The organism is Clostridium sp. AF35-15, from assembly GCF_003477745.1.
Lineage (GTDB): Bacteria > Bacillota > Clostridia > Lachnospirales > Lachnospiraceae > Otoolea > Otoolea fessa.
In genome coordinates this window covers 63520-78363 of sequence record NZ_QUDY01000013.1, presented here as the reverse complement: position 1 = coordinate 78363, position 14844 = coordinate 63520, and the positions used below count along the sequence as shown (strand labels likewise).

The window sequence follows — 14844 nt, the reverse complement described above, 5'->3', positions numbered from 1 at the left end:
GGTTCAGGATCCATTCCTTAAATGTCACAAATCCAGCCTCTGTATTGCTAAACTTAAATGGCTTCTTCGAATACTCGATTCCTCTGTAATCAAAAGCTCTGGCATAGTGCATTTCACTTCCGACATCAATTCCGAGTACCAAAGTTTTTTCTGTAATAGCTTCAATTTTTGCGTTCTGTGTGTTAGACTTCATTGTAGATACCTCTCTGTATAATAAGATTTTTACTAACCTGCCAGTCAGTAGTCTTATTGTACTCTGAGGTATTTTCAATTTTCAACGTCTACGCTTTTTATTATACAGGAAGCTCCTTTTACTTTTTGAAATAATTTTCTCGAAATCCTAACTGCATTACCAGGTCATTATACTTCGGATATGGAAAAGTATCGCAAGTTGCAAAAAAAGGGAGAGATAATGTTACTGTTCACAGGTAGGCACTTTTGGAACCGAAAGTGCCGTAAGAAAACGTGGTGGCAGCAGGAATTTGCCGTATTTAAATGCGAAGCCACGGCAAATTCCGTTACTGGGCACGTATGCGTGAACAGTAACGAGATAATAGGGGAAATTTAAGATTTCCTTCCTTGCTATCCACAAAACGAAATGCTATACTGATACAAGCCGTTTCTCTGGTTTTACGAATAAGAAAAGGAGAAGAATGTGATGGAACAGACAGAGATTGCAAGAGAGCAGGGAGCTCCGGCTGCATCCATTTTGGCAGAGCAGGCATGGGAAGGAAAAGTACGAAAGGTTTTTTCATGGATTGTGTCGGTGTATCTGTGTGTGGTGTTTGGGGCATTTCCGCTATATTTCCATAATTATTATTATGATATTCTGGTATCGAAATATCAGTTTTACTGGCTCAGCACGGTTGCGATGCTGGCGTCATGCCTGATCGCAGCGATAGTATTTGCGTGCATGGACTTAAAGCGGTTTGGCGGGGCGCATGTGCGGCATTTTTTTTGCGCGTTTCGACCGTCTGAATTAAAAAAGCAGCCATTTGCCTATAAGGCACTGGCAGTTTTCTGGGGACTGGCACTGATATCGACGGTGCTGTCGGATTATGTGTATGAGTCGTTCTGGGGCAATGAAGGACGATTCAGCGGATTTTTTTTGATTACGCTGTATGTGCTGGGAACGATTGTGAGCAGCAAGTATGGTCGGATGAGAAAATGGTACCTGGATGTGTTTTTGGCATCGTCCGTTCTGGTCTGCCTGTTTGGAATCACAGATTATTTCCAGATGGATTTATTGGGATGGAAAAAGGGCGTGAGCAATGAACAGGGAAACCTGTTTGTATCTACATTGGGAAATATCAACACGTATACGGCGTTTGTGGCGCTTACGATGGCGGTTGCCTGCGGCTGTTTTGTAAGTGAGAGAAAAGTGGGACGCCGTATCTGGTATTATCTGGTTTCGGCGCTGGCCTTTTTTGCATTGATTACCGGACAGAGTGATAATGCATATTTATCACTTGGAATGCTGTTTGCGGTGATGCCGCTGTTTTTATTTACGACATGGCGGGGCATCGCAGATTATGGTATTCTGGCGGCTACGTTTATGACCGTGATCAAGGCAGTAGATACGGTCAATAAAGTATATGCCGATCAGGTCATCGGTCTGGGCGGTGTGTTTGGCGTGTTGGTGCGCTATCGTTATCTGGAGGGAATCGTCGTTTTATTCTGGATTCTGGCGGGGATTCTCTGTGTTTGGAAACGGAAGATGGAACAGACGAATCCAGAGAGCAAACCGGGACGATGGATTTGGCGTGGCTGGTGTGCCGTTTTGATTCTTGGATGCCTGGCAGTGGCATTTGTCCTCTATGATGCAAATCTGGGAGGACATGCGGAACGGTACAGCGCGTTGTCCCAGTATCTTGTTTTTGATGATGACTGGGGGACGAACCGGGGATATTGCTGGAGAATTGGCTGGCAGTCCTATCGCGAGCTGCCGTTCCTGCATCAGTTGTTTGGTTTTGGACCAGACACATATGGAATTCTGACTTGGGATTTCAGGCAGGATGCGCTGGATCGGTATGGAGTTTTCTATGAGAGCGCCCACAACGAATATTTCCAGTACCTTGTTACAATGGGACCGCTTGCGCTTGTATCTTATCTTGCGTTTCTGGGCGGCACCTGCGTGCAGATGTGCAAAAAATGGAAAGAGTGCGCCTGGATCCTGGCGCCTGTTCTGGCGGTGCTCTGCTATGGAGCACAGGCAGTTGTTAATATCAACCTCCCGATCGCGACACCGATTATGTGGGCTATGCTGGCGATTGGGCTTGCACTCACAAGAGAGAAAGCAGAACAGGCAGAATAGCTCAAATAGACAGAACGGATTAAATAGACAGCAAATCCGAGCAGATTCGGCGGAAAAGCCGAAATGACGAACTTTGTCGATTTAGAATTTAAAGTAATGTGTGCACAGTAACCCGTGTCGAAATTTGCGATCGATAGACTCTTTTATTTTTCTTAAAATCGGTTTATAAATAATATGAAAAGAAAAAACGATATGATCGCCTGGCAGAGCTGCGTTATGCAGTGTGGTCATCTGAATGGAAGAACAGGCAGTCAAAAGGAGGAGAGTTTATGGATGAAGCTAAAAAATTGGTCGTTTTAGAGCAGGAAAATGAAGAATTAAAGCGTGAGCTGAGGGAGTTATTTAAAACTCTGGATCAGATGAATCAAAGCTTAAACCGGATGATTGACCACTACATACTCTGTAAGACGGAGAAGGCGGGATAAGCGGAGAGCCTGGATAAGATGGAAAAGAAGAGGCTCATTTATACCAGATGGAGCAGGTGAAAAATCAAATCAAAAATTAAATAGTAGATCGAATATGAAAGCCGCATGATTCAGAAGGTATGTTATCAAACCAGAATGAATCATGCGGCATTTTTTATCTACTCTGTGTAATATGTAGTCGGCGCGTCAATTCCCAGATTAAATCATGCATCCAGGAGACAGTCTGCTCCAGCTGCTCGTTTTTCTCTCTTAGAGCCAATACTTCCTGATAGAGCGTTTCCTTGTCGGAATCTTTTGAAATATCCGGATGGATCTTCGAGGAAGTGGAAGACGATTTTGTTTTACCCGGTGCTGCAGAAGGATCTGTCATCAGTTTGGTGTTATCGGGTGCTGCATTTTGAACCGACGATTTTTCATCATCCAGTGATTTGCTCCGGCCGGATGGCTTTGTCTGCTCTGGTGCCTTAGCCTTGTTCGCCGGTTTGGCTTTAGAATCCAAAGGGATCGCCGCATTAATCATGTGTCTGGAAATCAGGATCTGCCGCTGTGGATAGTCTAAGTCCATGAAATCCTGATACGGAATGGGAAGAGGAGTCATGGCAATTGAGCAATGCGGACACACCGCATTGGCAACGAGCTGAAAGAATCCATAATGTCCACAGTTTGGACAGCAATAAACATTTAAACCACGCATAGAGTTGCCTCCGTAGAAGTAAGAGTTGAGTCATTAGGAGAAAAATGAAAATATTCCCCTTATTATAATACGTTTTAATCGAGAACATTATAACTGGTTTTTAGAAAAAAATTTAAAAATTTCCAAAAAAAATTTCAAAACGATAAAAAAAGACATCTTTTAGAAAAAATACCGCGGTGTCACAAAAGTGTCCTGCGGTATTTGAACGGATGCAATATTATATTCTACTGGATGATTCCAGATGTGTCAACTGTCCAGACAGTATCATTGCTGTCTTTGATATCCTTGAACCCTTTTCCGAGTTCCGGACGGGAAGCGGAAGAGGAGGAAGAGGTTGCTTTCTGGATGGTGCCGCTGGTGTTTACCAGGTAGCGTTTTTCACTGATGGAAACCGGCTCATAGCGGAGTTCCGGATCCGCCTTCTTTAAAAGACCGTTTACATAAACCTGGTTATCGCGCTCGCCATGGTAGCCCTGTCCTTTGAGAGAGCCTTTGGTCTGGAAATACCAGATCTGGTTTTCTTCTAAATCATCATTGTAAATGGTCTGCTTGCCGGTACGCATCACGCCGTCGTCGCCGAAGTAGTAGGAGGCGAAGCTGCCATCCGCCTGTTTCAGGCTCTGAAGTCCGGTCTGCATTTCACCGCGCTCGTTGAAGCAGTAGCGCTCGGAATTGATGGTGAAAATAGCAAGATCCTTCTCGGCAAAGTAAGCGGTTCCGTTTTTAAAGAAGAAGGAAAATGGCTCTTCTTCTTCGCTGATGCCCGGTGCCCCTTCAATGGTGTACCAGCCGCTTGCCCGGCGTCCGCCATTTTCCGGATCGTAATAGCGGAAATCGTTTAAGCTGACAGTGTCTGTGGCAGAGTTGTCCGCTGTTGCTGCTTCGTTTGAAGGTGTGCTGGAGCTTACAAAGCCAGCTTCCGCGACATTGATCCAGCCTGTCTGCATCTGGCCGTCGATGAAAGTGTAGTAGCCATTGTCGATTTTGCGGTCCATCTGGTTTACGATCATGCGTCCTTCGGTGTCAAAATAGCACCAGATATCTTCATCGTCGGTGTCTTTCGTGATGGTTTCCAGCAGAATCCATCCGGTTTTTCTGGCGCCGTCATCCTCCTCGCCGAGGTAGTAGGTCTGTCCGTCCAGCTCCAGAAGCCCGGTCTGCATCAGTCCGTCCTCGTCGAAATAGTAGGTTTTTCCGTTGATGCTCATCCATTTGGCAGTTACAATCTTGCCGTCCTTGCCAAAATAGAGCCAGGAGCCGCCGTCCGGAGAATCCGGGCTGTCATAGCTGATCTCATTTTCAGCCGAAACCCATTGGTTCTTTGCCATGTGCCCCTCATCGTTGACGAAATAGTCATCGACTCTCTGATTGGTAGCAATCTCGCCTTCCTCATCGAGATAAAACCAGTCGCCATTCCGCTTTTTCCATGTGTTTGTCTCTTTATAGCCGTCCTCATCGTAGTAATAAAGACGACCATCTTCCTCTGTCCAGCCGCTCTGAGCCGCCAGAACTCTGTAAGTTCCCGTATTTGTCATTATAGGTGCAGCAGCCGCGAACAAAGCCGCAGCGGATAAAACAGCTAAAGTTTTAGTTTGCTTACGCATGGTATAATCTCTCCTTTTTGAAAATGCGAAAATCCATCGCTGCATTACGGGGCTTATTATACGGGGATTATGCGTAAAAAGATAGTGTGCGTTGCTGGAAAGGGTGGAGAGATGTGGAAAAAGGGGTGAACCAGCTGGAACACCCCTTTTTCTATATGAAAATATAATTTTTTATTTTACGTATTTCGAATCCGTCAGGAACTCCAGCGTCAGCGTTCCTGCCAGCCTCTCCAGCGTATCTATCACATACTGGTTAATACTCTGTGATTTTTCCCGCGCGATCCGGTAGTCCATCGCGGAATTATAATAGTTGTCTCCATCGACCGTATATCCGTCGAATCCCGCGCAGGCGGCGTGGTGGACGCTTGTTTTGGTCAGGACGTTCAGCAGCATGACAAAGGAATTATCGATGATCTCTGCATTCTGGTCGATCAGGGAATTATAGTTTAAGGTGTAATCAAAATGTGTATCTTTGACATTTGTCACGTTTGAGGTCGCGATGACGCGCACCGGGCGTCCCTGGGCGTCGGCGTGCTCGAGCAGGCGGTTGTTGAGCTGGACATAGCGCCTGGAATTGCTTAAGAACGCATAATCGATTGGAATTCCCTCCGGGATAAAATTGACGGAGATTGTGATCGGATTGTGCGCCTTAATATAGGAAAGAATTGCCTCCTTTTCCAGTTCCAGATTCTTTCCCGGACCGAGCAGCAGAAGCGGGCGCTCGCTCCAGGAAGCACTCAATGCCTGAATATCGGCTTCGTCATTGCATTCTGTGCTCTGATACCTGCGGTACAGTGTTTCAATGTAATCTTTGTCGTAGAGCAGTTTTTTCTCCGGCTTAATCGCATCCAGAATCGTATTGATGGATTTAAGCGACAGGGTGTGCTTATCCATCAGGAAGCGGACGTAGTTCGGATGGCAGTTGTTGGAGGCGGAAATATAGAAGAACAGGTTATATCCCCATGGGCTCTTGCGGAAGAACGGCATGATGCTGATGTCGATCGCCTCGAGCATCTGACTGACATTGAAATTGCGTCCGAATACAGTGTTCATGTACATGGAAATGAGTTCGATCGGAAGATTTCCGGCGCTTTTTCCCATGCCGTACAGGGTGGCATCAACTAAAACGGTGCGGTCTGCCGGTTCGCGTAAGACTTCCATGCTGTTTGAGTATGCGAGCTGGAAGTTATTGTGGGAGTGGTAGCCGATCGCGATCGATGGTTTTAAGTTGTAGTTTAAGAGCTGGAAATAGTGCAGCAGGTTATCCTGATGCAGCAGACCGTAGGTGTCTACAAGGGACATCGCATACGGTTCCAGATCGTTGACAAGGTCAACCAGATCCAGAAGCTCACGGTCGGAGTAACTGGTGATCGAAACCGCCTGTGCAAACACTTTGTAGCCCAGTTTTTTGACTTCGTGGCAGAACTGGATCGCCTCATGCATCACATGTTTTTTGAAAATAACGCGAATGCCATCGATGTAGGACTCTGAACACGGGCTTAAATTAGAAATATCGCAGGTTCCGTAGTCGATCATGGCAACGATCATCGTATTTCCCTTGTCCAGCTTGCCGAAAATCTGATCGGCACACTGGGTTGTCGGCATGATCGTGCGGTTGCGGTCGAAAGTGCGGCGGTCATCCAGAAAACCAACTTCCAGAATGTCCACGCCCGCGCTGATCAGACGTTCAAAAATAGTAACAATATTGTCGTGACCGAACTCCCAGTCGTTGACGTAGCCGCCGTCGCGGAGAGTGCAGTCGAGTAATTTGACTTGTTTCATGATGTTTGTCCCCTTGTTATGTTTGTAATTTTAAAAATTGACTCCCAGAAACGCCCCGATATCATGCGTATCCTTTGCCGTATAAACCGGCGCATATTCCTGCCATGCCTCCGCGGTATCTGGTCCGAAGCCGTAGGTGACTGCCATAAAATCGACAGCTGCCTCTTTGGCACCTTTTCCGTCGGAAGAGGTATCACCGATAAGAACTGCCTCGGATGGAGACAACTCCAAAGCTTTTAAGCACTTGTGCAGAACGTCAGCCTTCGTCATTTTGCTGGCAAAATCGCTGCCGCAGATGGAGTCACAGAGTTCTGTGAAATGGTAATGTTCCAGCAGAGTCAGCGCATAATCTTCACGTTTCAGGGTGGCAACCCCGATCTTGCAGCCCTGTGCGCGGAGTGCGCGGATCAGGTCTTTGATACCGGCGTATGGCTCGGCTTTCAGCAGGTCGTGATCCTTGTACTGGGTGCGGAAAATCTCGGTTGCGTGGTTTGCGGCCTCCTCGTCCAGTCCATAGAGGCGGATGAGCGACAGCTTGACGGGCGGTCCGATAAAGGTGCGGAGTGTCGCCTCGTCGAGGGCAGGTTTTCCAAGTGCTTCTACCGTGTGTCGCACGCTCGCAAAGACGCCTTCGGATGTATCGAGCAGCGTGCCGTCGAGGTCGAAGATCACGCCGCGGTATGTTTTCTTATTCATAGGGTGCTAGTCCTCCTGTGTAAAATCGCCTGTACTGTTTCAAGGTCGGCGGGGGTGTCTACGGAAAGCGTATATCCGCAGATGGGAAGAAATAGGATCGTTTTCCCATATTCGAGGAAACGCAGCAAATCCACGCCCTCGATCTGTTCCAGAATGCCCGGTCTGCTCTGGCAGAAGAAATCAAGCGATTCCCGCGTATAAAGCCCGATACTCACAAATTTCCGGGAAGGTTTGTCAAGCGTCCCCTTGCGGAATGGAATTGGCGCACGGGAAATGTAAAGCCCTGTGCCGTCCGGGCGGCAGACCACTTTTATGTTGGATGGATCGGCTGTCTCGGCATCGTTCGGGATATCTGCCATGGCATTGATGAGAAATGGACGCTGTACATTCTCTTTTGAGGTAATAACAGTAAGCGCCTGCTCCATAAAATTTTGCAGAATCTCCGGTGTCAGAAGCGGTTCATCCCCGCCGATCATCGCATAAAAATCAAATTTCCGCGAAGAAGCAGACTTGGAATCTTCCAGAATCGTCACCGCCTCCTGAATGCGGGAGGTCGGATTCTGATGGGAATGGGAGGTGAAAACCGCCTCAAATCCATATGTCTGGCAAACAGCAGCAATCTCAGGGCTGTCGGTCGCAGCGTAAACGGCATCAAATACACCGCTGTCCCGCGCCGCTGCGAGAACCCGCACAACCATTGGAATCCCATCAATCTGTTTCAATGCCTTTCCCGGAAAGCGAACCGAATTAAGCCGCGCCGGAATCAGCGCGCAGACCTTTTTTTTCTGTGCTAATCGATTCATAAGACGTTCCTCTGTATGATAAAAATGCAGTTACATAAAGTAAACTGAACCGTAACGATTCAGGCATACCGATGTGAACCGGATGCTGACCTTTATTATAGAAAAGAAATAGGAGAAATACAAGACAGCATAAGAAAAATGTAAGGAGTTGGGAAAATGCCGTGTCGGCTATGAAAAAAGAAATATGTGTGGTATAATATGACCACTTGACAAGGTATTTTCAGGAGGAAATCAAAATGAAACAGAAACTTTCTAATTATATAGCAGAAAAGCTTCTCGCATCCGGCATCACGGATGTGTTTATGATCACGGGCGGCGGCGCGATGCATCTGGATGATGCGCTGGGGCATCAGGAAGGACTTCACTGCCTCTACAATCATCATGAGCAGGCATGTGCGATGGCAGCGGAGGCGTATGCCCGCATCCACAACAAGATTGCGGCAGTGTGCGTGACGACGGGACCTGGCGGCATCAATGCGATGAACGGCGTTGCGGGCGGATTTCTGGATTCAATCCCGATGTTTGTCATTTCCGGACAGGTGCGTTATGACACGACAGCGCGCAGCACGGGACTTCACCTGCGCGCGATGGGCGATCAGGAGTATGATATCACCAAATCGGTTGCCAATATGACAAAATACTGTGAGATGGTGATCGATCCGATGCGTATCCGCTTCTGTGTGGAAAAAGCCCTGTATCTGGCGTACAACGGCCGTCCGGGTCCTACCTGGCTGGATATTCCGCTGAATGTGCAGGCGGCAATGATTGAGACAGACGATCTGATCGGCTTTGATCCGGAGGATTATGAGGCGGGCGGAACCGGCTGGGCGGCAGAGAGCGCGTCCGAGATCCCGGAGGATACCGCCGGAAAAGGTGAATTTCGTGCAAAACTTCCGGCACGTGTGACGAAGGAGACGGCGCGTGCGATCATCGAGAAAGTCCGCACCTCCAAACGTCCGGTGATCAATGCCGGAAATGGTATCCGTATCGGCGCGGCGCACGATGTTTTCATGCGCGTGGTTGAAAAGCTGGGAATCCCGGTTGTGACCGGCGCGGACAGCATCGACTGTATCTATGACGAACACCCGCTGTACATCGGAAAAGGTGGCAACGTCGGCGATCGCCCGGGCAACTTCGCGATCCAGAACAGCGATCTGGTGCTGTCGCTCGGAAGCCGTCTGAGTTTCCGTCAGGTCGGTTACCGTTTTACTACCTGGGCGCGCGAGGCGTATGTGATTGTGAATGATATCGATGCCGAAGAGCTGAAAAAGCCGACCCTGCATGTGGACATGCCGGTTCACGCGGATGTGAAGGATCTTCTGAACGTGATGGACGAGGTTCTTTCGGAGGAAGGAAAAGCGGACGGCGCGGCTTCGATGACGCAGGAGTACAAGGACGCGCAGGCAGAGTGGCTGCGTATCTGCCAGGGCTGGAAGCATGATTATCCGGTGGTTCTGCCGAAGCACATGAACGGCGGCACGCAGACGCAGGCAAACGTATATGCATTTGCGTATGAGATGAGCCGCCGTTTAAATGAGAACCAGATCGTGGTTGTGGGGAATGGATCTGCAAACGTTGTGTGTGGACACGCAAATATTGTGAAAAAGGGACAGAGATTTATCTCGAACTCCGGCATCGCTTCGATGGGCTACGGACTTCCGGCATCGATCGGCGCGTGCGTGGCAGATCACAGCCAGGATATTATCCTGATTACCGGAGACGGCAGTATTCAGATGAATTTACAGGAGCTTGAGACAGTTGTCAGCCACCGGATGCCGATCAAGATTTTCATTATCAATAACGGCGGTTACCATTCCATCCGCCAGACCCAGAAGAATTTCTTCGGCGAGCCGCTCATCGGTATCGGCGTGGACAGCGGCGATCTTGGATTCCCGAGCATGGAAAAGCTGGCGTGGGCGTATGGATTCCCATATGTATCGATTCATGGAAACAAGGAGCTGGGCGAGAAGGTAGAAGAAACGCTGGCGATGGACGGCCCGGTAATCTGCGAGGTATTTGTAACGCTGGATCAGAACTTTGAGCCAAAGTCCGCGGCGAAGAGACTGCCGGACGGAACGCTTGTATCGCCACCTCTGGAGGATCTGTCCCCATTCCTGCCGGACGAGGAGATGGACCGTATCATGCTGATTCCGCGTATTAAAAAATAGTAAAGGAAACGATAGAATGAAGATAGTTGTCACAGGTGCCACCAGCTTTGTAGGTCTGGGGGCGGTGCGCGAGCTGTTACATCGCGGACATCAGGTATTCGCCGTACTGCGGGAACATTCGACGAAAGCGGATCTGCTGCGGGAAAATGGAAAATTTCCGCAGGGACTCACGATTTTGGAGGAGGATCTGGGGAAGCTCTCGAAACTGCCGGAACGGATTCCGGGCGGATGCGATGTGTTTCTCCATATGGGCTGGCGCGGTGCAGGGAGTGATTCACGGAAAAATGAGTCAGTCCAGGAGGAGAGCGTGCAGGACGCGCTGAATGCCGTCCGCGTGGCGAAAGACCTCGGGTGCCGGCGGTTTCTCTTTACAGGTTCGCAGGCGGAGTATGGCATCAAGAGTGAGCTGACAGACGAGGAGGCGGTCTGCGAGCCGACCTCCCCGTATGGACGCGCGAAACTGGCAGTCCGGCAGCAGGCGGAAGTGCTCTGCTGGGAACTGGGACTGGATTACGGGCATGCACGGATTTTCAGCACGTATGGACCGGGCGATCATCCGTGGTCGCTTCTTTCCTCCTGTGTCCGGGCCTTCCGGGCAGGGGAGAAGATGACGATGACCGCCTGCACGCAGCTCTGGAACTTCATGTATATTGACGATGCGGGGCGCGCTCTGGCAGATCTGGCAGAATATGCGGGAAATCTCACGGATCACGGATGTGTCTACAATCTGGGCGGTCCGATGGATGAGACAGGACCGCTGCGCGGGTTTGTCGAGACGGTCTATGAGCTGTGCGGCAGGCAGGGCAGCATGGAATTTGGCGTCCGCCCGCCGAATGCAGAGGGAATCGTCAATCTGATCCCGGATATCCGCAAGATGGAGCGGGTGGTTGGCTGGAAGCCACAGGTATATTTTGAAGAAGGAATGAAGAAAATTCTAGCTTTTCAGAAATGATTTTTCTGCCCTCTGTGCAGAGTGACGGGAGAGAATGGTAAATATTTGGACATATTTTATCAGTTTATGCCAAGTAAATAGCGAAGCAGCCAAAAATCGTTAAGAAAATTGTAGGTTGTCAAAAGAGAGAAAGACGTTTAAAATAAAGGCAGTATAGCCGAAGCGGCTTTCTCTTTTTTTTGTGTTCGAAATTTGGTGGAACGAAACAGAAGAGTTCAAACAAAAAGCAAATTAATAGGAATCAGAAAAGTATGAAAAAAATCAGTATATTAATTCCCTGCTACAACGAGGAAGAGAATGTAGGTCCGATCAGCGAGGCGGTTGTGGAGACGCTGGAGCGCGATCTGCCGGAATATGACTATGAGCTTGTCTTTATCGACAATGATTCGACGGACCAGACGCGCCCGATTCTTCGGAAGATCTGCAGCGAGAATCCACGGATCAAGGCAATTTTTAATGCCAAAAACTTTGGACAGTTCAATTCCCCGTATTATGGAATGTTACAGTGTACCGGCGACTGTGTGATCAGCATGGTGGCAGATTTTCAGGATCCGGTCGATATGATCCCGAAATATGTCCATGAGTGGGAAAATGGCTACAAGATTGTCATCGGCATCAAGACGGGAAGCAAGGAAAACCCGATCATGTATGCGCTGAGGAGCTGCTATTACAAGATGATAAAGAAACTCTCCGATGTCGAGCAGATTGAGCATTTTACCGGTTCGGGTCTGTATGACCGCGATTTTATTGAGATTCTGCGGGAGCTTGACGATCCGACGCCGTTTCTGCGCGGAATCGTGGCGGAGCTTGGTTATAAGCGCAAGGAGATCCCATATATCCAGCCGCAGCGCCGCGCAGGCAAGACACACAACAATTTTTACCGGCTCTACGATGCCGCGATGCTCAGTGTGACCTCCTATACGAAGGTCGGTCTGCGCCTGGCGACGATCTTTGGAAGTATCTGCGCGGCGATCAGTATGATCGTGGCGATTGTATATCTGGTGATGAAACTGCTTCACTGGTATGATTTTCCGGCTGGTATGGCGCCGGTTCTGATTGGAATGTGCTTTTTAGGGTCGGTTCAAATCTTTTTCATTGGTCTGGTGGGAGAGTATATTTTATCGATCAATTCGAGAGTCATGAAGCGTCCGCTGGTAGTGGAGGAAGAGCGGCTGAATTTTGATACACCGGTGAAAAAAGTTGGGGGCAAACAGCATGAAATGTAATGTCGATGTAGTTCGGATTCGTGAAAATTCGATTCAGCTCAATGGCTGGGCGATCGGAAAGACGCCGGAGACGGAGATCACCTATCAGGTTGAAGATGGGGCACATCAGCCGATCCGGTTTCAGTATGTGGCGACCCGCCGCGACGACGTCAGCCAGATTTATTTTGGGCGAACGGTAGAAAAAGAGCTTGGATTTGATATCCAGTTCCCGTATGAGCGCGGAAAAGATTATTATCTGATCGCAAAAGGCGAGGGACGCAAAATCCGCATTAAATATAATGAAGAACTGATCCGCAAGCGCAGCAGTGTGGCGCACAAGCGGATGCAGAAGATCCGCGATCTGATGAACATGGAGACTGTGCGGGTCTGTCTGGATTTCTGGAAGGAAAATGGTCTGAAAGCCCTGCTGGTAAAATCCAAGCACAAACTGCAGGGAATTGACAATGACTACGACTACGGCGAGTGGTATTCACTGACGAAGCCGACGGCGGAGGAGCTGGAGGAGCAGAGGAAAAAGGTGTTTGACGCGCCAGTTAAATTCTCGATCGTGATTCCGGCATTTAAGACACCGGAGCGATTCCTGCGGGAAATGCTGGATTCGATCGCGGAACAGACATACGCAAACTGGGAGGTCTGCGTGGCGGACGGCAGTCCGGCAGGACAAAGCTGCGAGCGGGTGCTGGAGCAGTATGCGAAGAAGGACAGCCGCTTTAAATACGTAATTTTAGGCGAAAATAAGGGCATTTCCGGCAATACGAATGCAGCAATGGATATGGCGACCGGCGATTATATCGTGCTGGCAGACCATGACGATAAGCTGACACCGAATGCTCTCTATGAGTGTGCGAAACTGTTACAGGAACATCCGGGATGCGACTGCTTCTATTCGGATGAGGATAAGCTGGATATGGACGGTGGCGCTTTGTTTGATCCGCATTTTAAGCCGGATTTCAATATCGATCTGCTCTGCAGCGTCAACTATATCTGCCATCTGTTTGTAGTCAGCCACGATCTGGCAGCGCAGTTGGGCGGCTTCCGTCAGGAATACGACGGGGCGCAGGATTATGACTTCATTTTCCGTTGTACGGAGAAGGCGAAGGAGATCCGCCATATCCCGAAGGTGCTGTATCACTGGCGCTGCCACAAGGATTCGACAGCGAGCAACCCGGAGAGCAAGCTGTACGCATTTGATGCGGGTGCGCGCGCGATCATGGATCATTATAAACGCGTCGGTATCGAGGCGGAGCGCGTGGAAAAAGGTGTGGACTACGGCATTTATCACTCTGTATATAAAATTCAGGGGGAACCGCTGGTATCGATCATCATTCCGAACAAGGATCACCATACGGATCTGGATCTATGCCTTCGGGCGATTGAGACGCGGGCAACGTACCGCAATGTTGAGTTTATCATTGTAGAGAACAACAGCACGGAGAAGGAAACCTTTGAATACTATGAAAAGATTCAGAAGGAATTTTCCAATGTCCATGTGGTAACCTGGGAGCGCGAGTTTAACTATTCGGCGATCAACAACTTCGGCGTGACCTTTGCAAAGGGCGAATATCTGCTGTTTTTAAATAATGATACCGAGCTGATTGCGGAGAATTTCATCGAGGAGATGCTGGGACTGTGCCAGCGGGAGGACGTCGGCGCAGTTGGCGCGAGACTGCTCTATCAGGATGATACGATCCAGCATGCGGGCGTCGTGGTTGGTTTCGGCGGCATCGCAGGGCATACGTTTATCGGGCTTCATAAGGCGGAAAACAGCTATTTCCACCGTGCGATGAGTACACAGGATTACAGCGCTGTGACGGCGGCGTGCCTGATGACAAAGAAAGCGCTCTTTGATGAGGTCGGCGGCTTTACGGAGAAGCTGGCGGTCGCATTTAACGATATCGATTATTGCATGAAAGTGCGGGCATCAAATCATTTAGTGGTTTACAATCCGTACGCATTGCTGTATCATTATGAGTCGAAGTCAAGAGGACTGGAGGATACGCCGGAGAAAGTGGCACGTTTTAACAGGGAGATCAAGATTTTCTCGGAGCGCTGGCCGGAGATCCTTAAAGATGGAGATCCTTACTACAATCCGAACCTGACGCTGCGGAAGTCCAATTTCGCCCTCAGGGATCTGAAAAAAGAGAAAATCGGAGAACCGTATCATCTGGAGGTATAACCCG

Annotated in this window: 11 protein-coding genes and 1 pseudogene; 6 read left to right on the top strand and 6 right to left on the bottom strand. The window is 49.2% G+C overall.

Annotation, left to right across the window (positions count from 1 at the left end; genetic code table 11):
- Positions 1 to 193: pseudogene (locus tag DWZ76_RS13260) on the bottom strand (IS110 family transposase); the annotation flags it as partial.
- Between the two features lie 465 nt (positions 194 to 658).
- Here DWZ76_RS13260 and DWZ76_RS13255 point away from each other — a divergent pair.
- Positions 659 to 2314, top strand: a complete 1656-nt coding sequence (locus tag DWZ76_RS13255) for an O-antigen ligase family protein (protein ID WP_118472960.1) — start codon at positions 659 to 661, stop codon at positions 2312 to 2314.
- 269 nt (positions 2315 to 2583) lie between these two features.
- Positions 2584 to 2739: a hypothetical protein gene (locus DWZ76_RS15115; protein ID WP_182427968.1), complete on the top strand. Its 156-nt coding sequence runs from the start codon at positions 2584 to 2586 to the stop codon at positions 2737 to 2739.
- Positions 2740 to 2893: 154 nt separating this feature from the next.
- Here the strand turns inward: DWZ76_RS15115 and DWZ76_RS13250 are convergent, their stop codons facing one another.
- The 5 genes from DWZ76_RS13250 to DWZ76_RS13230 form a co-directional block, all read right to left on the bottom strand.
- The gene (locus DWZ76_RS13250; RefSeq protein WP_118472959.1) at positions 2894 to 3433 is read right to left on the bottom strand and encodes a hypothetical protein; all 540 of its coding nucleotides are present in this window, start codon (positions 3431 to 3433) and stop codon (positions 2894 to 2896) included.
- A gap of 224 nt (positions 3434 to 3657) precedes the next feature.
- A complete protein-coding gene (locus tag DWZ76_RS13245) occupies positions 3658 to 5037 on the bottom strand; it encodes a cell wall-binding protein (protein ID WP_118472958.1) in 1380 nt (459 codons plus the stop codon).
- Positions 5038 to 5208: 171 nt separating this feature from the next.
- A complete protein-coding gene (locus DWZ76_RS13240; protein WP_118472957.1) occupies positions 5209 to 6819 on the bottom strand; it encodes an aldolase catalytic domain-containing protein in 1611 nt (536 codons plus the stop codon).
- 30 nt (positions 6820 to 6849) lie between these two features.
- On the bottom strand, positions 6850 to 7515 hold the full coding sequence (locus tag DWZ76_RS13235; RefSeq protein ID WP_118472956.1) for an HAD hydrolase-like protein: 666 nt from the start codon (positions 7513 to 7515) through the stop codon (positions 6850 to 6852).
- The gene (locus DWZ76_RS13230) at positions 7512 to 8318 is read right to left on the bottom strand and encodes a 3-deoxy-manno-octulosonate cytidylyltransferase (protein ID WP_118472955.1); all 807 of its coding nucleotides are present in this window, start codon (positions 8316 to 8318) and stop codon (positions 7512 to 7514) included. Before DWZ76_RS13230 ends, DWZ76_RS13235 begins: the two co-directional genes overlap by 4 nt.
- Before the next feature lie 236 nt (positions 8319 to 8554).
- On the opposite strand from DWZ76_RS13230, the gene DWZ76_RS13225 reads away from it, so the two are divergent.
- The 4 genes from DWZ76_RS13225 to DWZ76_RS13210 all read left to right on the top strand — a co-directional run bounded on the left by DWZ76_RS13225 (position 8555) and on the right by DWZ76_RS13210 (position 14840).
- Positions 8555 to 10486 (top strand): thiamine pyrophosphate-binding protein, encoded by a 1932-nt coding sequence (locus tag DWZ76_RS13225; RefSeq protein ID WP_118472954.1) that lies wholly within the window; start codon positions 8555 to 8557, stop codon positions 10484 to 10486.
- A 16-nt stretch (positions 10487 to 10502) separates the two neighbouring features.
- Entirely contained in the window at positions 10503 to 11438 is a 936-nt protein-coding gene (locus DWZ76_RS13220) for an NAD(P)-dependent oxidoreductase (RefSeq protein WP_118472953.1), read from the top strand.
- A gap of 251 nt (positions 11439 to 11689) precedes the next feature.
- Positions 11690 to 12664: a glycosyltransferase family 2 protein gene (locus DWZ76_RS13215; RefSeq protein ID WP_107001455.1), complete on the top strand. Its 975-nt coding sequence runs from the start codon at positions 11690 to 11692 to the stop codon at positions 12662 to 12664.
- On the top strand, positions 12654 to 14840 hold the full coding sequence (locus DWZ76_RS13210) for a glycosyltransferase family 2 protein (RefSeq protein ID WP_118472952.1): 2187 nt from the start codon (positions 12654 to 12656) through the stop codon (positions 14838 to 14840). Before DWZ76_RS13215 ends, DWZ76_RS13210 begins: the two co-directional genes overlap by 11 nt.
- Positions 14841 to 14844: the final 4 nt, after the last annotated feature.

Excerpts from the sequence above, each read along its gene's own strand:
- DWZ76_RS13255 (WP_118472960.1), top strand. The coding sequence starts at position 659 with ATGGAACAGACAGAGATTGCAAGAGAGCAGGGAGCTCCGGCTGCATCC.
- DWZ76_RS15115 (WP_182427968.1), top strand. The coding sequence starts at position 2,584 with ATGGATGAAGCTAAAAAATTGGTCGTTTTAGAGCAGGAAAATGAAGAA.
- DWZ76_RS13250 (WP_118472959.1), bottom strand. The coding sequence starts at position 3,433 with ATGCGTGGTTTAAATGTTTATTGCTGTCCAAACTGTGGACATTATGGA.
- DWZ76_RS13245 (WP_118472958.1), bottom strand. The coding sequence starts at position 5,037 with ATGCGTAAGCAAACTAAAACTTTAGCTGTTTTATCCGCTGCGGCTTTG.
- DWZ76_RS13240 (WP_118472957.1), bottom strand. The coding sequence starts at position 6,819 with ATGAAACAAGTCAAATTACTCGACTGCACTCTCCGCGACGGCGGCTAC.
- DWZ76_RS13235 (WP_118472956.1), bottom strand. The coding sequence starts at position 7,515 with ATGAATAAGAAAACATACCGCGGCGTGATCTTCGACCTCGACGGCACG.
- DWZ76_RS13230 (WP_118472955.1), bottom strand. The coding sequence starts at position 8,318 with ATGAATCGATTAGCACAGAAAAAAAAGGTCTGCGCGCTGATTCCGGCG.
- DWZ76_RS13225 (WP_118472954.1), top strand. The coding sequence starts at position 8,555 with ATGAAACAGAAACTTTCTAATTATATAGCAGAAAAGCTTCTCGCATCC.
- DWZ76_RS13220 (WP_118472953.1), top strand. The coding sequence starts at position 10,503 with ATGAAGATAGTTGTCACAGGTGCCACCAGCTTTGTAGGTCTGGGGGCG.
- DWZ76_RS13215 (WP_107001455.1), top strand. The coding sequence starts at position 11,690 with ATGAAAAAAATCAGTATATTAATTCCCTGCTACAACGAGGAAGAGAAT.
- DWZ76_RS13210 (WP_118472952.1), top strand. The coding sequence starts at position 12,654 with ATGAAATGTAATGTCGATGTAGTTCGGATTCGTGAAAATTCGATTCAG.